The following is an 18,506-nucleotide window of genomic DNA, read 5'->3' on the forward strand; positions in this document are numbered from 1 at the left end:
GGCCACTTCGCTGCTTCGCGCACCCCGGGCGTTCGATGTCTCCCCCCTTCTGTTTCGATGCCGCGGCCAGCGCGCTGGCGGTCGATGGCTGGTGCATGCTGCCCGGCCTGCTGGATGACGCGCAGACGCGTGCGCTGGGCGCCGAGTGCGCGGCAATGCACGATACGCGGCAACTGCTGCCTGCCCGCACCGGCAGCAGCCGCACCGCATCGGCGCTGCGTGGCGACAGCATCCACTGGTTCGCCACGGACGCCCCGACCGGGCCGCAGCAGGTTTTCGCCGAACGCATGGACGCGTTGCGCCAGAGGCTGGGGCGCGAACTGATGCTGAGCCTGGTCGATTGCGAATCGCACTACGCGATGTACCGCCCCGGCGCCGGCTACGCGCGGCACCTGGATCGCCTGCGCGGCAGCGACACCCGGGTCATCTCGGCGGTGTTCTATCTCAACCAGGACTGGCTGGACACGGACGGTGGCGCGCTGCGCCTGTATCTGGACGACGGCAGCCATCGCGACATCCTTCCGCGCGCGGGCGACCTGCTGCTGTTCCTGTCCGGCCGGTTCGAGCACGAGGTGCTGCCGGCCACGCGCGACCGCATGAGCATTGCCAGCTGGATGCGTCAGCGCGCCGTCGGCGCCGATGCCTGAGCCGCCACGCGGTCGATGGATGATTCGGCGTCGGCAATCGCGTTGAAGCGGCCGGCGATGTAGTCGTCCGAGAAGCTGGTCATGCCCCAGTCGCGGATGAAGCCGCAGTGGCCGCCGTACTCGGCGATGTCCAGCTCGATGTTCGGCGGCAGTTCGAGCGTTTCGAAACTGCCCACCGGAATCACCGGGTCGTCGCGCGAGGTCAGGATGGTGGCGGGAATCTGCATCGCCTGCATCGCATCGCCAGCCACCGAATAGCCGTCCAGATACTGTTGCAGCGACTTGAAGTCGGTGTGGCGCAGCACCAGCGACTCGGTCAGCCCGCGCAGGTGCTGCTTCAGCTCGGAGATCTCGAAGAACTGGTGCTCGGGAAACGCCCGCTGCTTGGTCAGCAGCGAGTGGCGCCACTTGCGCATGAAGTAGGCCTGGTAGAACCAGGGTGCCGACTCCTCCAGCGCGAACAGCCCCGCACCCGGATCGATGATCGGGCACACCGCCAGCACGTAGCTCAGCGGAATGCCCAGCCGCGAGGTCTGCATCGCGGCGCGCAACGCGAAGTTGCCGCCCAGCGAGAAGCCGGCCAGTGCCATCGGCCGCGCCGGGTAACGCCGGGCGATGTCACCCAGCGCGTGCACCACTTCGTCGAGCCGGCAGGAGTGGAACAGCGCCTCGTTGAGTCCGTGGCTGTCGCCGTGGTCGCGGAAGTTGAGGCGGAAGATGTCCCAGCCATCGGCCAGCAGGCGGCTGCCGGTCTGCAGCACGTAGGTGGAGTCGACACTGCCCTCCCAGCCATGGAACAGCACGGCCAGGCCGCGCGACCGTGGACGAGTCCCCTGCGCGGTGTAGGCGCCGGTCAGGCGCACGCCGCTGCCACCATCGACCACCACCGGCTCGGCACCTTGCAGCACGGTCTTGGCCGCGCGCGGCAGCAGCACGCGGCGCACGCCGCTGGACGACAGCATGGTCTGGATATGACCGCTGCGCAGCGGCCAGGGTGGACGGAAATCCTTTCCGTAAAGCAGGCTCATTCCTGGCGGTCTTCCAGTGCGGAGGCGATGCGTTCGCGTGACAGCTCGGCCATGCGCCGGCGCGCATCGGGGGTGGCGGGCACCGGCGTCAGGAAGTGGATCTCGGCATCCATCGGCGCCTCGCCCAGCAGGCGCACGATGTTGCCGAAGAAGCTCTCGTCTTCGCGGAAGCCGGCATCGACCACCCGCCGGCCGCCACGGGCAAAGCGCAGCGCCACCGGCTGCACCGTCACGTCGGCATCGAGCGCGGCCTGGAAGATCCGCGCGTGGAACACTTTCAGCACGCCGTGGTAACCGGTGCCGCCTTCCGGGAACACCGCCACCGAACGCCCGGCGCGCAGGCGCTCGACCATGGCCTGCATCACCGTCGCCAGCGAATGGTTGTTGCCGCGGCGGTGGAAGATGGTGCCGCCGTTGGCGGCCAGCCAGCCGATCAGCGGCCAGCCGGCGATCTCCGCCTTGGCCACGAAACAGGCCGCGCGCTGGCTGTGCAGCATGATGATGTCGAGCCACGAGGTGTGGTTGGCGACGAACAGCACGGGGTCGCGCAGCGCCTCGCCGAAGCGCCGGGCGCGCATGCCGAGGATGCGCAGCAGGGTCACCGACCACAGCCGGATCATCCGGTGCGCGAACGGCTCGCGTCCGTTCTTCATGACGGCCTGCTGGTTCCAGCTGAGCAGCAGCGCGCAGAGCAGGATGCCCAGCACGACGTGCAGCACCACCAGCGGCACGCGCCACAGGTAGCGCAGCGGGCGCAGCAGGTCGCGTTCGGGCACGGTGGTGGTGTCGATGCTCATCAGCTGCCCAGTTTAACGTTAGTTCCGCGCCGCCGCAGGCCCCGGTCGCTCCAGCTGCGCCAGCGGCAGCGAGGGCGAACGCTTCACCGTGCGCAGCACGAAGCTCGAATTGACATCGCCGACCCCGCTGGCGTTCAACAGATGGTCGAGCAGGAAGCGCGAGAAGTCCTTGAGGTCGGCCACGTAAACGTGCAGCAGGTAGTCCATGTCGCCGGTCAGCGCGTGGCAGGCGACCACTTCGTCCCAGCCGCTGACGCGCTCGACGAAACCCTCGATCGCCGCGCTCTCGTGTCGGGTCAGCTGGACCCGCACGAAGGCCTGCAGGCCCAGTCCGACCGCCTGCGGATCGACCTGGGCGGCGTAACCGGTGATCACCTGGTCCGCCTCCAGCCGCTGCAGCCGGCGCAGGCAGGCCGAGGGCGACAGGCTGACCCGCTCGGCCAGTTCGGCATTGGTAATGCGGCCTTCGCTCTGCAGCACGGCGAGCATGCGCAGGTCGGTGCGATCCAGCGAGGTCATGCAATGATCTCCTTCTATTTTGGTGCTTGGCGCAAGAATAGTTCATTCTTGGCCCATAAACGGACAATAAAGCAAGCCTGCTGCGGGCGATCCACCGTATCCTTGAGATCGCCTGTCCCACCCGGAGCCGCGCCATGGACACCCCTCGCAAAGTCGAACACCAGCAGACCGACCGCGGCTACGTGCCGGTCTATGCCACCGGCGTGGTCGAACAGCCGTGGGACAGCTACAGCGCGACCGACCATGAAGTCTGGGACACGCTGTTCAAGCGCCAGCGCGAACTGCTGCCCGGCCGCGCCTGCCGGGAATTCCTCGACGGCGTCGAGCGCTTCGGCCTGGGCGATGGCGGCATCCCGAAATTTGCCGAGTTGAACAAGGTGCTCGGCGCCGCCACCGGCTGGGAGCTGGTCGCGGTGGAGGGCCTGCTGCCGGACGAGGTGTTCTTCGACCACCTGGCCCACCGCCGCTTCCCGGTCAGCTGGTGGATCAGGAAGCCCGACCAGCTCGACTACCTCAGCGAGCCGGACCTGTTCCACGACATGTTCGGCCACGTGCCGCTGCTGCTGAACCCGGTGTTCGCCGACTACATGCAGGCCTATGGCCGCGGCGGCATGAAGGCGTTCGCGATCGGCCCCGAAGCGCTGATGAACCTGACCCGGCTGTACTGGTACACGGTGGAGTTCGGCCTGATCAATACCGGCGACGGCCTGCGCATCTACGGCGCCGGCATCGTCAGCTCCAAGGGCGAGTCGATCTACTCGCTCGATTCGCCCTCGCCCAACCGCATCGGCTTCGGCCTGGAACGCGTGATGAGCACGCGCTACCGCATCGACACCTACCAGCAGACCTATTTCGTGATCGACAGCTTCGAGCAGCTGTTCGAAGCCACCCATCCGGACTTCACGCCGATCTACGCGAAGCTGCGCGAATCGCCCGCGCACGCCGCCGGCGACGTGCTCGATGGGGACCGCGTGTTCACCCGTGGCGATCGCGTGGGCTGGGCGACCAACGCGGACACCTGATCCGCCGGATCAGCGCAAGGTGGCGTCCAGCCACGTTTCCACCACGCCGGTCCACAGCGCATAACCCTGCCGGTTCATGTGCAGCCCGTCGGCGATGAACCAGCGCGATTGCGGCTGGCCGTCGCTGCCCAGCATCGGGGTGAACACGTCCAGGTAGCTGACGTCCCGCTGGCTGGCGGCGTAGGCGCGCACCAGCGCATTCGCCTCGCGGATCTTCGGCAGCAACACCTTGCGCGCCACGCTGGGCTTGATCGCGATGAAGGCGATCGGGACATCAGCGTCGTACGAGCGCGCCTTGCGCACGAAGGCGGCGAAGTCGTCGCGCAGATGGGCCGGGCTGTCGCCGTCGGCCAGGTCGTTGTCGCCTGCATACATCACGATCGCGCGGGGGTGGTATGGCGCCACGATGCGGTCGGCGAAGAAGGTGGCATCGTCGATCTCCGAACCGCCAAAGCCGCGGTTGAGCGTGCGCACCTGCGGGAAATCCGTGGCCAGCGAGTTCCACATGCGGATCGACGAACTGCCGATGAACAACACCGCGCCCGCCGCCGGTGGCTGCGCCCGATCCGTGGCCTGGAACGCGGCAATATCCCGCTTCCACTGCGCATGATCGTTTTCCCGGTTGTCGCGTGCCGCGGCCAGCAGCGGGCACAGCAGCAGGGTCCACAGCAGATGACGCATGCATTTCATCGTTCGCCCCGTCGTGGTCATGCCGGCTGCAGACTATCGATGCTGCCTGCAGACAGCGGGAAACGCCGTCCGCGAGCGTAGCGCAACGACGGCGAGGGTGATTTCACGGTTGTCACTCATGGAGCGTCCCCGCGACGGCGCGACTTCACCATGCCGTGCTTGCGCAACAGTGCGCGCAGTTGGTGATAGCTGAGTCCGAGCAGCGGCGCTGCCTCGACCTGGCTGTGGCGGGCTTCGACGAGCGCGCGCTGGACCAGGTCCACTTCCAGGCGCGCCATCTCGGTCTTGATGTCGCAGGGAAGCCGGATCGATTTCCTTTCCGGCGCCGCCACCTCGACAGCCTCCGGCTCGGCCTCGACCGGCAGTCGCCCCGGCGGCCGGTCGCTCCGACTCGCGACGATCAGCGCTCTTGCGCACCGCCCGCAGCGGGCCGCTTGAGCTCGCTCACCTCCAGCACCTGGGCGATGCGGGTGCCGTCCCAGCGATAGACCAGGTGCCTGGCCTGCACGCAGCAGGCGACCACGTCGGGAAAGAATGCGGCGATGCATTCGCCACCGGCATGCCGGGCGCTGTCGAAGACGATGCCGGGCGAACCGGCATCGCGCAGCCGGCGCGCCAGCGCGACGCTGGCCACGTAGCTGTCGGCCGCCTGTTCCGCCGGCCAGCCACCGCGCAGGTCGTGCAGCTTGCTGTCCACGCTGGTCCGGTAGCAGCGCATCTGCACCTCGCACGGCGGTTCCCTGGTGGCGGCCATGAATTGCTCGCGGTGATACACCGTTTCCTCGACCGCCGTGGCCACGCTGTGCGCCGCGTAGAACACGCCCCACGTGCCATCGGAGAAGCGGCTGCCTTCCGGATTCAGATGGGTGAACGCCGCCATCACCGGCGTCGAACCCGGGCCGCTGACGCGATGCGCCTTCGGCACCAGCTTCAGCGCGTCGATCTCCTCGCGCAGGCGCGGATTGGTCAATGCCTCGATCGCGAACACCGCGTCCATGTCGGCCGGGTCGGCGATGCGGTCGTACACCCCGACCGGCGGGAAGCGACTGGGCACGATGCGGTACGCCTGGCTCCAGCGGACGCGTTTGAGGGACGGCAACTCGTTTGGCATCAGGGCTCCTGGATATGCTTCCTTGCCTGCAGGGAGAGGCGCAGAGCGTGCGGCATCGCCGTCTCGCTCGCCGCGACGCCCGTCACCGCTTCAGCCGCGCTGCGCGTCCAGATACTGCCGCACCACGTACAGGTCGGCGACATTGCCCGACAGCATGCGTTCCAGCGCGGAGTGGCCGCCGAACAGCGACGCCGCATTCGGCTTGTGCAGCCAGGCGTCGGCCTGGGCCGGTTCGGGAAACAGGATCTGCAGCGACTTCCAGATCCCGAGCAGGTAGCTGATCCGCTCGATGGTGTCGCGTCCCGGTGCGCCATCCTGCTGGCGCTTCCACTTGTAGAAGGTCGATTCCGGCGGATCGCCGAGCAGCTTGCGCTGGTCGGCAATGCGCAACTTCCAGTGTTCGGCGAGGCGGAAGAACGCGCGCAGCGCCGGACCACCGAGGTCTGCGTCAGGAGTGTTTTCAGGCAGCGACTGGGCCAGCACGGTCACTCTCCTTGTAAAGTTGACATGCAATTTACTCTACAAGGGAAGCTGTGGTCAATGTTTGACCAGTGCCGCTTCACGACCCCGACGGCTGCTCCTTCGCCTTTGCGGCGCAGTCGCAGCCGTAATCCGGCTCCGGACCGCCGTCGGCGATGAAGCGGTCGATGCGCTGTTCCAGCACCGGCAACGGCACCGAACCGGTGGACAGCACGGTGTCGTGGAAGTGGCGGATGTCGAACTTCGCACCCAGCGCCTTTTCGGCCTTCGCGCGCAGCTCGCGGATCTTCAGGTAGCCCAGTTCGTAGGACAGCGCCTGTCCCGGCCAGCTGATGTAGCGATCGACCTCGTTGGCGATCTCGCGGGCGGACAATGCGGTGTTGACGGTGAGGTAGTCGATCGCCTGTTGCCGGCTCCAGCCCAGGTGATGGATGCCGGTGTCGACCACCAGCCGGCAGGCCCGCCACATCTGGTAGGTGAGGTAACCGAAGCGCTGGTACGGGGTCTTGTAGATGCCCATCTCGTTGCCGAGATATTCCGAATAGAGGCCCCAGCCCTCGCCGTAGGCGGAGATGTAGCTGTTGCGGCGGAACGCGGGCTGGTCGTGCTGCTCGTCGGCCAGTTCCAGCTGCAGCGCGTGACCCGGATAGGACTCATGCAGGGTCAGCGCAGGCATGTTGTACAGCGGCCGCGACGACAGGTCATAGGTGTTGACCAGGTATTCGTCGGCGCCGCCGCGACCGGAGGTGTAGTACGGGGCGATGTCGGCCGGCACCGGCACGATGGTGAAGCGCTGGCGCGGCAGGTGGCCGAAGTATCTGGCCATCTGGCCGTCCACTTCCTTGGCCACCCAGGCACTGCGCATCAGCAGTTCCTCCGGCGACTTCGCGTAGAACTGCGGATCGCTGCGCAGGAACTGCAGGAACCCGGCGAAGCTGCCCTTGAAGTCGGTGTCCTTGATCACCTCCAGCATCTGCGCATGGATCTGCGCCACCTGCTCGAGTCCGATCTGGTGGATCTGATCCGGGTCGAGGTCGAGCGTGGTGTACTCGCGGATCTGCTGGCGATAGAACGCCTTGCCGTCGGGCAGCGCCTCGGCTGCGAGCGTCTTGCGCGCCTTCGGCACGTATTCGTCGCGGAAGAAGCGCAGCAATTTGCCGTAGGCGGGGATCACCCCGTCCCGGATGCGCTGCAGCGCCTTGCCCCGCAACGCTTGCGCCTGATCGGTGGGCATCGTGGCCGGCAGCTGCCTGAACGGCGCATAGAAGCTGCTCGCGGTCGGATCCTTCAATTCGGCGACCGCGGCGATCGATACGTCACGCCCGTCCAGCACCGCGCGGGGCACGCTGAACCCGCGCTTGAGCCCGGCCCGCATGTTGGCGATCTGCTGGTCGAAGTAGGCGGGGATCTGGTCGAGCCGATCCAGGTACTGTTCGTAGTCCTGGGGGGTGCGCAACCGGCCGCCGCCCAGCTGGTAACCGATGTCCGACCAGAACGCCGAATCGCTGTTGAACGGCATCTGCCAGTTGCGGAAGCGCTGGTCGGCGACGAAGTTGCCGATCTGCTCGCGATAGATCGCGAAGTTCGCCTGTTCGGCAGGCGACAGCGTGGCCGCGTCGATGCCGTCCAGCTGCTTGAGCACGTCCTGCCAGTAATCCAGTCGCCGCTGCTGACTGGCCGCATCGACGTCATCGAGCCGGCCGTTGTTGGGCTGGGACTCACCCGACGCACTGATGCCGGCCTGTCCCGTCCGCCAGGCCCACTCGGTGGTGTAGATGTTCCTGAGCCGGGCATCGGCGGCGGTTTCGCCGGCCGGGGTGCCGGTCGCGTAAGCCGGAGCGCCGCAGACAAGCGCAAGCACGGCCCATCGGGTCATCATCGGGATCTTGTTCACGCGGACTCCTCTTTCCGGGCGGCGGCGCCATTGATCAGGTGACGCGATGCGAGCGTCTATCGTGGCCGTCATGACGGCCCATGGCAACGGCGCCCGGCATCCAGCGCAGGTGTCGAGGGTGCCGCCCCGGTCCATCCACGGCCCGCTCAGCCCAGATTGAGTTCGCCCACTCCCACCGAACGCAGGTAGGCAGCCAGGTTGCGCTCTTCGGTCTCGATGAAAACCTCGCCGCTGGCCGCGCTCTCGGCGATCCGGTCCGGGCGGAAGTTGCGGAAGTCGCCGCGCATGCGGCACCACGCACCCAGGGTCCACTTGCCACCCCAGAACGACAGGCACAGCGGCTCGATCTCGCGGGTGCTGGGGTTGCCGCCCTCGTCGCGATAGGCCATCCGCAGCACCTGGTTGCCGATGATGGCCGCGTGCAGCTGGTCGAGCAGGGCGGCGAAATCGTCGCGGTATTGGTCGCGCCACACCGGCGCGAAGATGCGCGTGCGACTGGCGCGCTCGCGCAGTTCCGGCGGCAGCACCGCCTCGATCTTCAACAGCGCCGTCTGCGCGTTTTCCGCCAGCCGGGTGCCGGCGAATGCACGCACGAAGCGCGAGCCGACCACCAGAGCCTCGAGTTCGCTGGCGTTGAACATCAGCGGCGGGATGTCCGAACCCTTGCGCAGGACGTAGCCGACCCCGGCCTCGCCCTCGATCGGCACACCGGACAACTGCAGGTCGGCGACATCGCGATAGACCGTGCGCAGCGACACGCCCAGCGTCTGCGCCAGCGAACGCGCCTGCAGCGCGGTACGCCGACCGCGCAGTGCGTGAATGATGAGAAATAGCCGGTCCGCTCGACGCATCCGTACATCATCCCCGGGAACGATGACGGCGAACAGCGTCGAACGTCACGACTCATCGCATCACGCGCCCTGGGCGGCCACCAGTTCGGCGTCCAGCGCGGCGGCACGCTGCACGCCCGGCTGTGCCAGCACGCGGTCGATGTAGGCGCGGATCACCGGCAGCTCGGGTACCAGCTTGAACATCGTGGTCCAGTTCAATGCGGTGCCCCACAACACGTCCGCCGCACTGAAGCGTTCGCCCAGCAGGTACGGGCCCTTTTCCAGCTGGTCGACCACGGTCTTCAGCATGGTGTCGTAGTCGCCGTAGCCGCAGGTCGACGTCGACGCCGGCTCGCGCTGCAGCGACTTGTCCGTCACCGCCGGTTCGAAGCACGAACCGTAGAACACCAGCCAGCGCAGGTACGGACCGCGCAACGGATCACCGATCGGCGGCGCCAGCCCGGCTTCGGCATACAGGTCGGCCAGGTAGATGAAGACCGCCGGCTGCTCGGTGACCAGGGCCCCGCCATGCAGGATCGCCGGCACCTTGCCCATCGGGTTGATCGCCAGATATTCGGGCTGGCGCTGCTGGCCGGTCTTCAGGTCGAGCAGGTGCAATTCGTAGTCGGCACCCAGCTCCTCGAGCAGGGCGCGAGTGCCGGTGGAGCGGCTTTGTGTCGAATGGAAGAAGGTGACGCGTGGCTTGCTCATCGTGGTTTCCTGGCGAACGGGTGGAAAGTTTCAGAGATGCCGCGTTTCGGCCGGTGCGGACATCCAGTTGTTGTGGCGACCGTCGGCGAAGCGCAGCGGCGCCTCGATCAACTCCTGCGGTTCGACGTCATCGAGGCAGGCCAGGCTGATCGAGACATAGTCGCCGCCGATTTCCGCGATATGGCCGCGGCCGAACGAGCGCACGCCGCAATGCCGGCAGAACAGATGGTTGGCGCTGCGGGTGTTGAACTGGTAATCCGACAACGCGTCCTCGCCGGCCAGCAGGCGGAAGGCGGCGGGCTTGATCGTCACGCCCCACTGGCGCGTCTTGGTGCAGATCGAGCAGTTGCAGCGCCCGGTGCCGGCGGCGAGATCGATTTCCGCCTCGTAGCGTACCGTGCCGCAATGGCAGCTGCCGTGATACGTCTTGATCATCATTTGCTCCGGTGGTGGAAGACGATGTGGGTCAGTGCGGCGAGCAGCGCGCGTTGGCGCCGCGGTGCCGGGCCAGCGGCGCCGGCCGGGTTCGCCTTCGGCAAGCGGTATTGGCCGTCCAGCAGCAGGCCGTGCAGGTACAGCGGGCGATAAGCCATCAAGGTGCGTTGCAGGATCTTGTTCATCGTGACCTCCTCATGCCGCCATGACTTCGCCGACGCACCAGGGCGGCAGCTGCGCGTGCTTGAACAGGCGATACCAGTGCTCGCGGTCGGTGGGGCTGTACAGGTCGAGCGTGCGGATCACCTCGCGGGCGAATTCCACGCTGCCGAGGTGGCTGGCGCTGATCACGCCGCCGTCGCTGACCGCGAGCACCTCGCTGTCGTATTGCTCCGCGCCGGCATAGGTGGGCACCTGGGCAGCGAGCTGCCCCGACCAGTTGCCGGTGTGGCGGCAATCATCGAGCAGGCCGGCGCGGGCCAGCGCCAGCACGCCGCTGTCGATGCCGGCCACCACCGCCCCGGCCGCATGCAACCGGCGCATCGCCACCACCGCGGGCGCGCCCTCGCCACGCTGCCAGAGATGCCCGCCGGGCACGATCAGCATCGCGGCGCTTGCGTCGTCCAGCTGATCCAGGGTCAGCTGCGGCTGCACGCACAGCCCGCCCATCGAGGTGACCGGAGCGCGGCTGAAGCCCACCGCCTGCACCCGCCAGTCGCCGGGGCGCCGTATCTCGCACAGGGCCAGCGCCGCCTGCCAGTCGGCAAAGCCCTCGAACACCAGGAAATAAATCGCATCGCGCATGTCTTGATCCTCCGCCTTGGAGGTGCAGCTTGCGGGGGGGCTGCTGCCAACGTGTTGTCAGCAGGGCCGGGAACGGGAAACAAGCGGGAGGACCGCCAAGCTCCCCATTCCCCGGCGCTACCAATCCCCGTTCCCCGCTCAGGAACAAATGCGACAATAGCCATCCCCTACGCCATGGACCCGACATGAAGCCTGTCTCGCTGATCCAGTTCCTGATCGAGGAACGCCGCGCCGGCCACATCAATGCCGAACTTTCCCTGCTGATCGAAGTGGTCGCGCGCGCCTGCAAGCGCATCGGCGTGGCCACCGGCAAGGGGGCGCTGGGCGGCGTGCTGGGCGAGGCCGGCACGGGCAACATCCAGGGCGAGGCGCAGAAGAAGCTGGACGTGATCTCCAACGAGATCCTGCTGGAGGCGAACGCCTGGGGTGGCCACCTTGCGGCCTGCGCCTCGGAGGAGATGGAAGACCCCCAGCAGATTCCTGACGGCTATCCGAAAGGCCAGCACCTGCTGCTGTTCGATCCGCTGGACGGCAGCTCCAACATCGACGTGAACATCTCCGTCGGCACGATCTTCTCGGTGCTGCGCTGCCCGGACGGCGTGACCGAACCGAAGGCCGAGCACTTCCTGCAGCCGGGCACCACCCAGCTCGCCGCCGGCTACGTGGTGTACGGGCCGGCCACCGTGCTGGTGCTGACCTTCGGCCACGGCACCCACGAGTTCACGCTGGACCGCGAGGTGGGCAGCTTCGTGCTCAGTCGTCGCAATATCCGCATCCCGGAACAGGCCACCGAGTTCGCCATCAACATGTCCAACCAGCGCCACTGGCAGGCGCCGATGCAGCGCTACGTCGGCGAACTGCTGGCCGGCAAGACCGGCCCGCGCGGCAAGGATTTCAACATGCGCTGGGTCGCCTCGATGGTCGCCGACGTGCACCGCATCGTGACCCGCGGCGGCGTGTTCTATTACCCGCTGGACGCGAAGATCGAGAAGCAGGGCGGCAAGCTGCGCATCATGTACGAGGCCAACCCGATGGCCTTCATCGTCGAGCAGGCCGGCGGCGCGGCGACCACCGGCCGCCGGCGCATCATGGAGATCCAGCCCACCGGCCTGCACCAGCGCGTGCCGGTGTTCCTCGGTTCGAAGGAAGAAGTGGAGCTGGCCACGCACTATCACCTCGAAGCCGACGGCGCCATGAGCTGACGCTTCCTGCTCCCTCCCAGCCTCCCCCTGCATGCAGGGGGAGGAGCCAATCAAAATCTCCCGACAGCACCCCATGCCCTTCCGTCGCCTGCTCCTGCCCCTGCTTGCCACGCTCGTGCTGGGCGCCTGCACGCACGCAGCGAAACCCGTGCCGCCACCACCCGCACCGGTGAAGCTGAAGATCGGCCTCGCCCTCGGCGGTGGCGCGGCCAAGGGCTTCGCCCACATCGGCGTGATCAAGATGCTGGAGGCCAGCGGCATCCATCCGGACGTGGTCGCCGGCACCAGTGCGGGCAGCGTGGTCGGCGCGCTGTACGCCAGCGGCATGGACGCGTTCGCGCTGCAGCAGACCGCATTCGGTCTGGACGAGGCGAAGATCCGCGACGTGCGGCTGTTCTCCGGCGGCCTGGTGCAGGGCCAGGCGTTGCAGGATTACGTCAACCAGCTGGTGCACAAGCAGCCGATCGAACAGTTGAAGATGCCGTTCGCCGCTGTTTCGACCGAGCTGGAAACGGGCACGCGCACGGTGTTCGTGCGCGGCAACACCGGCCGCGCAGTGCGCGCGTCGTCCAGCATCCCCGGCGTGTTCGAGCCGGTGGAGATCCACGGCAAGCACTACGTCGACGGCGGCGTGGTCAGCCCGATCCCGGTCGACGCGGCACGCCAGCTCGGCGCCGATTTCGTGATCGCGGTGGACATCTCCGCCGCGCCCGACGGCAGCAACCCGCAAGACATGATGGGCATCGTGGGCCAGTCGATCGACATCATGGGGCGGCAACTGGCGGCGCAGGAAAGCGCGCGCGCCGAGGTGGTGATCCGGCCTGACCTGCGCGGCATCGGCCCCACCGATTTCGAGCAGAAGAACCAGGCCATCCTGGCCGGCGAGAAGGCCGCGCTGGCGGCGATCCCCACGATCCGGGCGAAGCTGGCCGCGATGGTCTCCGCGCGCCAGGACGCCGGCGGAAAGACGGCGCGGCACTGATCCGGTCGCCATGCCGTCCTGCACTTGGCGCGGGTGGCATCGGGTTGTAGCTTCGGGATTCCCCACGCCGGAATCCCTCCCATGCCGAAACGCTCACGCCTGATCGCCCCGCTGTCGCTGCTTGCTCTCGCACTGGCACCGCAAGCCTTCGCCGCCACGGCCGAGGTCGATCCGCGCATCGGGCAGGTGCTGACCGAACTGGGCAAGGCGCAGTCGATCCAGGCCACCGCGATCTCGCCGGACGGCCGGCAGCTCGCCTGGGTGATCCGGCGCGACGACAAGCCGGCGATCGAGGTGGCCAACGCCGACGGCAGCCATGCGCGCCGCGTGAGTGCGGCGGCCACACCGGGCAGCTGCGCCGAATCCGGCATCGCCTGGGCGCCGGACTCGCGCCACCTCGCCTTCGTCTCCAACTGCAACGTCGATCTCACCAGCACCCGGGTGATGCAGAACGACATCTACCTGGCCGACACCCGCGGCAGCACCGCACCGGCGCGGCTGGCCGCGCTGAAAGGCTACGTGCGCGCGCTGCAGTGGACCGACGACGGCAAGTCGCTCGGCTTCCTCTATGTCGCAGGCGCCACCCGCCACGCCAGCGCGGTGGCCGCGGCCAAGCGGCCCGCCGGCGAGATCGGCGTCAGCGGCGTCGAGGTGCAACGCGTGGCCAGCCTCGACGTCGCCAGCGGCGCGCTGCACGAGCTGACGCCCGCCAGCATGTACGCCTATGAGTTCGACTGGTCGCCGGACGGCTCGCGCATCGCCTATACCGCCGCGCCGCCGCCGGGCGACAACAACTGGTGGATCGCCAGGCTCTACGTGCAGCCCGCACAGGTCGATGCCGCCGCCACCGTGCTGGTCGATCCGGCCGACACCGCCAGCGGCTCGCTGCACGGGCTGCAGATCGCGCTGCCGCGCTGGTCGCCGGATGCCTCGCGGATCGCCTTCATCGGCGGCCTGATGAGCGACCAGGGCGCCACCGGCGGCGACATCTACGCGGTGCCCGCCGCCGGTGGCACGCTGGTCGACCTCACGCCCGGCATCAAGGTCACGCCGAGCTGGCTGCGCTGGACGTCGCCGCGCGCGATGCTGGTCAGCCAGGTCAGCAACGGCCAGAGCCAGCTGGCCGATTACGCAGTGTCCGCCACGCGTGCACAGCAGCAGCGCGTGCACTTCACCGTGCCGGCCAGCATCGGCGATGGCAGCGCGTCGATGGCGATGTCGCTGTCCGCCGACCTCAGGCACGTCGCCTTCCTGCAGAGCTCGTACGCCAGCGCCAGCGAAGTGCACGCCGGCGCGCTGGGCAACACCGCGCCGCCGGCGGTGACCTCGTTCAACGCCGGGCTCAAGCCGGCCTGGGGCAAGGCCGAGTCGGTGGAGTGGAACAACGAGGGCTTCCACGTGCAGGGCTGGCTGCTGTACCCGGCCCACTACGATCCGAAGAAAACCTATCCGATGGTGGTGGTGGTGCACGGCGGCCCGTCGAGCGCAGTGATCCCGCGCTGGCCGGGGGTGGGCTACGGCGCCGCGCCGCTGTCTGCGCTGGGCTATTTCGTGTTCCAGCCGAATCCGCGCGGCAGCTTCGGCCAGGGCGAGAAATACGTGCAGGCCAACCGCAAGGACTTCGGCTACGGCGACCTGCGCGACATCCTCGCCGGCGTCGACGCGGTGGAGAAGAAAGTACCGGTGGACGACCAGCGGCTCGGCCTCACCGGCTGGAGCTACGGCGGCTTCATGAGCATGTTCGCGCCCACGCAGACGCAGCGCTTCCGCGCCGTGGTCGCCGGCGCCGGCATCTCCAACTGGCAGAGCTACTACGGCCAGAACCTGATCGACCAGTGGATGCCGCCGTTCTTCGGCGCCAGCGTCTACGACGACCCGGCGGTGTACGCGAAGAGCTCGGCGATCAACTTCATCAAGCAGGTGAAGACGCCGATGCTGATCGTGGTCGGCGACCGCGACGCCGAATGCCCGGCGCCGCAGTCGTTCGAGATGTGGCACGCGCTGCGTGCGCAGGGCGTGCCGACCTCGCTGGTGGTGTACCCGAACGAGGGCCACCACTTCGTCGATCCCGCCCACCAGCGCGACGTGCTGCAGCGGGCCTTGGGCTGGTTCGAGAAATACCTGCCGGCCAGCCGCTGAACCGAGCGGCATGAACCGACGGGCATGAAAAGAGCGGGCCGATCGGCCCGCTCTTTTTTGTCGCGCCTCGCCGTCAGTGCTCGGGCGGATCCTTGCTGCGGGTCTTGGTGACCGCACCCAGGATGCCCGCCCCCACCAGCACGACGGCGCCGCCGATGATCCACTGGTTGGGCACGTGCAGCAGCGTGGCGATGTAAACCAGACCGCCGATCACGACGATCATGCCGATCAGATAGAGCGCGAATGAAGACATCGGTGCCTCCCGGGTGCGGGGCGTCGCGACGAACACGCCTGGACGAATGTCCGCATTGCAGCCGATCGGACTTCATCGGCGCGTGAAGAGGGTCTGAGGCGCTACCCGGCGGCGGCGACCATCCGTGTTTCCCGCCAGGCGACGGGCTTACTGCCGGCAGGGTCGGAAGTCATTGTTGACAATCCCTGTGTGTATTGCTGTACTGATACACATGGATGCCTCTCTGCTTACCGTTCAACCGACCGCCAGCGAGCCGATCTATCGGCAGATCGTCGAACAGCTGCGCCGGCTGATTGCCGGCGGCCAGCTCACCCATGGCGAACTGCTGCCGTCGGTGCGCGACGTCGCCGGCTTCCATGCGATCAACCCGATGACCGTGTCGCGCGCCTACGGTATCGCCGAAAGCGAAGGCCTGGTCGAGCGCCTGCGCGGCAAGGGCATGGCGGTGATCGCCACGCGCAAGGCCGCGCAAAGCGAAAGCCACCGGCTGGCCCTGCTCGAACCGCAGTTGCAGGCATTGGCGCGCCATGCCCACGAACTCGAACTGCCCGCCGCGCCGGTGCTGCGGCGCCTGACCAAACTGCTGGGAGAATGAGATGAACGCCATGCCGAGTGAAACGGAATCCACCATCGCCCCGCTCGCGGTGCGCGGGCTGGTCCACAGCTACGAAGGCAGCAATGCGCTGAACGGCGTCGACCTGGCGCTGGAACCGGGCAGCGTGCTCGGCCTGATCGGCCGCAACGGCGCCGGCAAGTCGACCCTGATCCGCATCATGCTGGGCCTGCTCGAACCGATGGCCGGGGTCGCGACGGTATTCGGCGAACCGGCGCTGGCGCTCGGCGACGAGGCCAAGGCGCGCATCGCCTACGTGCCGCAGCAGCCCGAGGCGCTGGCCTGGCTCACCGCGCAACAGATGCTCGACTTCGTCGGCCGTTTCTACCCGCGCTGGGACAAGACCTTCGTCAGGAACACGCTGGAGCGCTGGCAGATCCAGCCGAACCGGCTGCTGGCGAAGCTGTCGCCGGGCGAACGCCAGCGTGTCGACCTGATCCGCGCGCTGGCCTCGCAACCGGAGCTGCTGGTGCTGGACGAACCGGCCGCGGCGCTCGACCCGGTCGCCCGCCGCGAACTGCTGCGCGAGGTGGCGCTGCGCGCCGGCGAGTCCGGCACCACCGTGCTGTTCTCCACCCATATCGTGTCGGACCTGGAGCGCGTGGCCTCGGAGGTGGCGTTCCTGCATCGGGGCAAGTTGCTGATGCGCTGCAGTGTCGATGAAACCAAGGAGCGCTATGCGCGGCTGTGGCTGCCCGAGCGGCTGAGCTCGGCCGCTCCTGCCCACAGCCTGAGCCGGCGGCGCCACGACAACAGCAGCCTCAGCCTGGTGGTCGAGCTCGACGAGCGCGGCCGCTGGCCGGAGGCCGCCAGCCTGGCCGGCGCCCGCGTCGACGCGCTGGGGCTGGAGGACCTGTTCGTGGAGGTGGCCGAATGAAACTGTCGCAGCTGTTCCGGATTCCCTGGTACGCGGCCCATCGCTCGCTGCGCTGGATGGCGGTGGTGCTACTGACCGTGTGTGCCGGTTCGGCCATCGGCCTCGGCCTGTTCGGCAGCAAGCCCGGCCATTTCGCCGGCGCGATCTTCATGTTTGGCGTGGGTCTGCTGTTCGTGTGGGCATTCTTCCTGTCGACCACGCTGTTGCTGGCGATCGATGCGTGGCAGCTGCGCGTGCCGGCGATCCAGCGGCAGATCGTGGCGTCCCTGCTGCTGCATGCCGGGCTCGGCATCGCCGTGCCGACCCTCGTGCTGGGCATGCTGGGCGCGCCGGTGCTCAACACCGCGGTCGTGCTGACGCTGTGCACGTCGCTCGGGCTCGCGTTCGCGCTGATGCCACGCTACTGCGCCATCTTCTTCGGGCTGACCCCCACCCTGGGCAATACGCTGTGGCACCGCCTGCACCTGCCAGGCATTGACGACCCCCGCTTCGTGCTGATCGCGCTGCCGCTGATCCTGCTGTCACTGCTGCTGATCGTGCCCTGCTGGCGGCGGCTGCTGCGCAACGGTTCCAGCCGCGCGCAGGGCTGGAGTTCGCCGATGGTGCTGCAATATCGCAGCGGCGGCTGGGGCCAGTGGAGCGCCATCGGCGACCTGCGCCAGCTGCAGCAGCGACCGGACTGGCTGCAACTGGCCGTCAGCCTCGACGGCGTGGGCCCGACGGCGCCGCGCAAGGCACTGCGGGTGGCATTGGGCGGCTGGTACCTGCCGCAAACCTGGCGCAGCTACGCCAGGCAACTGGGCCTGATGATCGCCTTCATCGCGCTGCCCTTGCTGGGTGTCGCGTGGCTGCTGCATTGGGGTGGACAGGGCGCGCAGGCCGCCGTCGCGATGCGCGGCGTGTTGATCGGCAGCCTTGGCATGGTCGGCGGCGTTGCCGGCCCGATGATCTGCGCGTTCAGCCCGGTCTGGCTGAAGCGGCGCTGGCAGCAGGCCAATGCCGAACTGCCCCTGCTGGCGCTCCTGCCGGGGCTGGGCGAGCCTGCGCAGGCGCGGCGGCAAGTGGTGCGCGCCGGACTGGGTCTGCCGCTGGTGTTGCATGCGCTGCTGGCGCTGCTGATCGGTGTCGCCATGCTGTGCTGGCATGGCCATGTCGCGATGCTGTCGTTCCTGCTGCTGGCCCAATTGGGTGTCGCGACCGTCACCGTGGCGATGCTGCTCAATCTTTTCGGCGGCCGCCGGCTGTCCATCTGGGTGACCGGCGCGGTGCTGGTCACCAGTTTCGTGCTCTGCATGTCGAGCCTGCTGTTGCCGGCGATCAGCTGGGGCCGTCATCCGGTCGCGGGCGTCGAGCCACTGCTGCTGCCCCTGATCGGTGCGTGGCTGCTGCTGGTCGCCGGCATGATCTGGCTGGCGCGGCGCGGCTGGCATGGGTTGACGCAATTGCCGCATCCGTTTGTGCAGAGCTGAGCG

At 67.9% G+C, this 18,506-nt stretch carries 22 protein-coding genes; 8 read left to right on the forward strand and 14 right to left on the reverse strand.

Going from position 1 to position 18,506, the window contains the following annotated elements:
- Window positions 1-35: 35 nt before the first annotated feature.
- Window positions 36-647 carry a 2OG-Fe(II) oxygenase gene (locus tag UU7_RS15010; RefSeq protein ID WP_007809748.1) on the forward strand — a complete coding sequence of 204 codons (612 nt, stop codon included), beginning with the start codon at window positions 36-38 and terminating at the stop codon, window positions 645-647.
- Here UU7_RS15010 and UU7_RS15015 read toward each other — a convergent pair.
- Genes UU7_RS15015 through UU7_RS15025 form a run of 3 tightly spaced genes read right to left on the reverse strand, consistent with a single transcriptional unit; the run spans window position 620 to window position 2,991 of the window.
- Entirely contained in the window at window positions 620-1,675 is a 1,056-nt protein-coding gene (locus UU7_RS15015; RefSeq protein ID WP_007809750.1) for a YheT family hydrolase, read from the reverse strand. The two genes, UU7_RS15010 and UU7_RS15015, sit on opposite strands and share 28 nt — an antisense overlap.
- Window positions 1,672-2,472, reverse strand: a complete 801-nt coding sequence (locus tag UU7_RS15020; protein WP_007809751.1) for a lysophospholipid acyltransferase family protein — start codon at window positions 2,470-2,472, stop codon at window positions 1,672-1,674. Before UU7_RS15020 ends, UU7_RS15015 begins: the two co-directional genes overlap by 4 nt.
- Before the next feature lie 18 nt (window positions 2,473-2,490).
- Window positions 2,491-2,991, reverse strand: coding sequence for an Lrp/AsnC family transcriptional regulator (locus UU7_RS15025; RefSeq protein ID WP_007809753.1), 501 nt, complete (start codon window positions 2,989-2,991; stop codon window positions 2,491-2,493).
- Between the two features lie 134 nt (window positions 2,992-3,125).
- Between UU7_RS15025 and phhA the strand changes: the two genes are divergently transcribed.
- On the forward strand, window positions 3,126-4,013 hold the full coding sequence (phhA, locus tag UU7_RS15030) for a phenylalanine 4-monooxygenase (protein WP_007809755.1): 888 nt from the start codon (window positions 3,126-3,128) through the stop codon (window positions 4,011-4,013).
- Between the two features lie 9 nt (window positions 4,014-4,022).
- On the opposite strand, the gene UU7_RS15035 is transcribed toward phhA, so the two are convergent.
- The 10 genes from UU7_RS15035 to UU7_RS15075 all read right to left on the reverse strand — a co-directional run bounded on the left by UU7_RS15035 (window position 4,023) and on the right by UU7_RS15075 (window position 10,968).
- Window positions 4,023-4,694 (reverse strand): SGNH/GDSL hydrolase family protein, encoded by a 672-nt coding sequence (locus UU7_RS15035; protein WP_007809757.1) that lies wholly within the window; start codon window positions 4,692-4,694, stop codon window positions 4,023-4,025.
- Window positions 4,695-4,819: 125 nt separating this feature from the next.
- A complete protein-coding gene (locus tag UU7_RS17780) occupies window positions 4,820-5,035 on the reverse strand; it encodes a helix-turn-helix domain-containing protein (RefSeq protein ID WP_007809758.1) in 216 nt (71 codons plus the stop codon).
- A 68-nt stretch (window positions 5,036-5,103) separates the two neighbouring features.
- Window positions 5,104-5,814, reverse strand: coding sequence for an RES family NAD+ phosphorylase (locus UU7_RS15040; RefSeq protein ID WP_007809760.1), 711 nt, complete (start codon window positions 5,812-5,814; stop codon window positions 5,104-5,106).
- A 90-nt stretch (window positions 5,815-5,904) separates the two neighbouring features.
- Window positions 5,905-6,297 (reverse strand): MbcA/ParS/Xre antitoxin family protein, encoded by a 393-nt coding sequence (locus UU7_RS15045; protein ID WP_007809763.1) that lies wholly within the window; start codon window positions 6,295-6,297, stop codon window positions 5,905-5,907.
- Between the two features lie 76 nt (window positions 6,298-6,373).
- Entirely contained in the window at window positions 6,374-8,173 is a 1,800-nt protein-coding gene (locus UU7_RS15050; RefSeq protein ID WP_040673574.1) for a DUF885 domain-containing protein, read from the reverse strand.
- Window positions 8,174-8,334: 161 nt separating this feature from the next.
- Complete coding sequence (locus UU7_RS15055) at window positions 8,335-9,039, reverse strand: helix-turn-helix transcriptional regulator (protein ID WP_007809767.1); 705 nt, start codon at window positions 9,037-9,039, stop codon at window positions 8,335-8,337.
- A 60-nt stretch (window positions 9,040-9,099) separates the two neighbouring features.
- Entirely contained in the window at window positions 9,100-9,729 is a 630-nt protein-coding gene (locus tag UU7_RS15060; RefSeq protein WP_007809769.1) for a glutathione S-transferase family protein, read from the reverse strand.
- A gap of 30 nt (window positions 9,730-9,759) precedes the next feature.
- Window positions 9,760-10,164, reverse strand: a complete 405-nt coding sequence (locus tag UU7_RS15065) for a GFA family protein (protein ID WP_007809771.1) — start codon at window positions 10,162-10,164, stop codon at window positions 9,760-9,762.
- The gene (locus UU7_RS15070) at window positions 10,164-10,349 is read right to left on the reverse strand and encodes a hypothetical protein (RefSeq protein ID WP_007809773.1); all 186 of its coding nucleotides are present in this window, start codon (window positions 10,347-10,349) and stop codon (window positions 10,164-10,166) included. The genes UU7_RS15065 and UU7_RS15070 overlap by 1 nt, the downstream gene beginning before the upstream one ends.
- A 10-nt stretch (window positions 10,350-10,359) precedes the next feature.
- On the reverse strand, window positions 10,360-10,968 hold the full coding sequence (locus UU7_RS15075; protein ID WP_007809775.1) for a DJ-1/PfpI family protein: 609 nt from the start codon (window positions 10,966-10,968) through the stop codon (window positions 10,360-10,362).
- Between the two features lie 185 nt (window positions 10,969-11,153).
- Between UU7_RS15075 and UU7_RS15080 the strand changes: the two genes are divergently transcribed.
- The 3 genes from UU7_RS15080 to UU7_RS15090 all read left to right on the forward strand — a co-directional run bounded on the left by UU7_RS15080 (window position 11,154) and on the right by UU7_RS15090 (window position 15,291).
- Window positions 11,154-12,170, forward strand: coding sequence for a class 1 fructose-bisphosphatase (locus tag UU7_RS15080; RefSeq protein ID WP_007809777.1), 1,017 nt, complete (start codon window positions 11,154-11,156; stop codon window positions 12,168-12,170).
- 73 nt (window positions 12,171-12,243) lie between these two features.
- Window positions 12,244-13,152, forward strand: a complete 909-nt coding sequence (locus UU7_RS15085; protein ID WP_007809779.1) for a patatin-like phospholipase family protein — start codon at window positions 12,244-12,246, stop codon at window positions 13,150-13,152.
- Window positions 13,153-13,233: 81 nt separating this feature from the next.
- Entirely contained in the window at window positions 13,234-15,291 is a 2,058-nt protein-coding gene (locus tag UU7_RS15090) for a S9 family peptidase (RefSeq protein ID WP_007809782.1), read from the forward strand.
- Between the two features lie 73 nt (window positions 15,292-15,364).
- Here the strand turns inward: UU7_RS15090 and UU7_RS15095 are convergent, their stop codons facing one another.
- Window positions 15,365-15,544, reverse strand: a complete 180-nt coding sequence (locus tag UU7_RS15095) for a hypothetical protein (RefSeq protein WP_007809783.1) — start codon at window positions 15,542-15,544, stop codon at window positions 15,365-15,367.
- A gap of 211 nt (window positions 15,545-15,755) precedes the next feature.
- On the opposite strand from UU7_RS15095, the gene UU7_RS15100 reads away from it, so the two are divergent.
- The 3 genes from UU7_RS15100 to UU7_RS15110 are packed head-to-tail and all read left to right on the forward strand — an operon-like array spanning window position 15,756 to window position 18,503.
- A complete protein-coding gene (locus UU7_RS15100; RefSeq protein ID WP_007809784.1) occupies window positions 15,756-16,139 on the forward strand; it encodes a GntR family transcriptional regulator in 384 nt (127 codons plus the stop codon).
- 1 nt (window position 16,140) lies between these two features.
- A complete protein-coding gene (locus tag UU7_RS15105; RefSeq protein WP_007809785.1) occupies window positions 16,141-17,034 on the forward strand; it encodes an ABC transporter ATP-binding protein in 894 nt (297 codons plus the stop codon).
- Window positions 17,031-18,503 (forward strand): hypothetical protein, encoded by a 1,473-nt coding sequence (locus UU7_RS15110; RefSeq protein WP_007809786.1) that lies wholly within the window; start codon window positions 17,031-17,033, stop codon window positions 18,501-18,503. Before UU7_RS15105 ends, UU7_RS15110 begins: the two co-directional genes overlap by 4 nt.
- The last annotated feature ends 3 nt before the right edge of the window (window positions 18,504-18,506 follow it).

This window comes from Rhodanobacter spathiphylli B39, from assembly GCF_000264295.1.
GTDB classification, from domain to species: Bacteria; Pseudomonadota; Gammaproteobacteria; order Xanthomonadales; family Rhodanobacteraceae; genus Rhodanobacter; species Rhodanobacter spathiphylli.

Excerpts from the sequence above, each read along its gene's own strand:
- UU7_RS15060 (WP_007809769.1), bottom strand. The coding sequence starts at position 9,729 with ATGAGCAAGCCACGCGTCACCTTCTTCCATTCGACACAAAGCCGCTCC.
- UU7_RS15100 (WP_007809784.1), top strand. The coding sequence starts at position 15,756 with ATGGATGCCTCTCTGCTTACCGTTCAACCGACCGCCAGCGAGCCGATC.
- phhA (WP_007809755.1), top strand. The coding sequence starts at position 3,126 with ATGGACACCCCTCGCAAAGTCGAACACCAGCAGACCGACCGCGGCTAC.
- UU7_RS15095 (WP_007809783.1), bottom strand. The coding sequence starts at position 15,544 with ATGTCTTCATTCGCGCTCTATCTGATCGGCATGATCGTCGTGATCGGC.
- UU7_RS15025 (WP_007809753.1), bottom strand. The coding sequence starts at position 2,991 with ATGACCTCGCTGGATCGCACCGACCTGCGCATGCTCGCCGTGCTGCAG.
- UU7_RS15070 (WP_007809773.1), bottom strand. The coding sequence starts at position 10,349 with ATGAACAAGATCCTGCAACGCACCTTGATGGCTTATCGCCCGCTGTAC.
- UU7_RS15020 (WP_007809751.1), bottom strand. The coding sequence starts at position 2,472 with ATGAGCATCGACACCACCACCGTGCCCGAACGCGACCTGCTGCGCCCG.
- UU7_RS15080 (WP_007809777.1), top strand. The coding sequence starts at position 11,154 with ATGAAGCCTGTCTCGCTGATCCAGTTCCTGATCGAGGAACGCCGCGCC.
- UU7_RS15075 (WP_007809775.1), bottom strand. The coding sequence starts at position 10,968 with ATGCGCGATGCGATTTATTTCCTGGTGTTCGAGGGCTTTGCCGACTGG.
- UU7_RS15010 (WP_007809748.1), top strand. The coding sequence starts at position 36 with ATGTCTCCCCCCTTCTGTTTCGATGCCGCGGCCAGCGCGCTGGCGGTC.
- UU7_RS15035 (WP_007809757.1), bottom strand. The coding sequence starts at position 4,694 with ATGCGTCATCTGCTGTGGACCCTGCTGCTGTGCCCGCTGCTGGCCGCG.
- UU7_RS15015 (WP_007809750.1), bottom strand. The coding sequence starts at position 1,675 with ATGAGCCTGCTTTACGGAAAGGATTTCCGTCCACCCTGGCCGCTGCGC.
- UU7_RS15040 (WP_007809760.1), bottom strand. The coding sequence starts at position 5,814 with ATGCCAAACGAGTTGCCGTCCCTCAAACGCGTCCGCTGGAGCCAGGCG.
- UU7_RS15110 (WP_007809786.1), top strand. The coding sequence starts at position 17,031 with ATGAAACTGTCGCAGCTGTTCCGGATTCCCTGGTACGCGGCCCATCGC.
- UU7_RS15055 (WP_007809767.1), bottom strand. The coding sequence starts at position 9,039 with ATGCGTCGAGCGGACCGGCTATTTCTCATCATTCACGCACTGCGCGGT.
- UU7_RS15105 (WP_007809785.1), top strand. The coding sequence starts at position 16,141 with ATGAACGCCATGCCGAGTGAAACGGAATCCACCATCGCCCCGCTCGCG.
- UU7_RS15090 (WP_007809782.1), top strand. The coding sequence starts at position 13,234 with ATGCCGAAACGCTCACGCCTGATCGCCCCGCTGTCGCTGCTTGCTCTC.
- UU7_RS15050 (WP_040673574.1), bottom strand. The coding sequence starts at position 8,173 with ATGATGACCCGATGGGCCGTGCTTGCGCTTGTCTGCGGCGCTCCGGCT.
- UU7_RS15085 (WP_007809779.1), top strand. The coding sequence starts at position 12,244 with ATGCCCTTCCGTCGCCTGCTCCTGCCCCTGCTTGCCACGCTCGTGCTG.
- UU7_RS15065 (WP_007809771.1), bottom strand. The coding sequence starts at position 10,164 with ATGATCAAGACGTATCACGGCAGCTGCCATTGCGGCACGGTACGCTAC.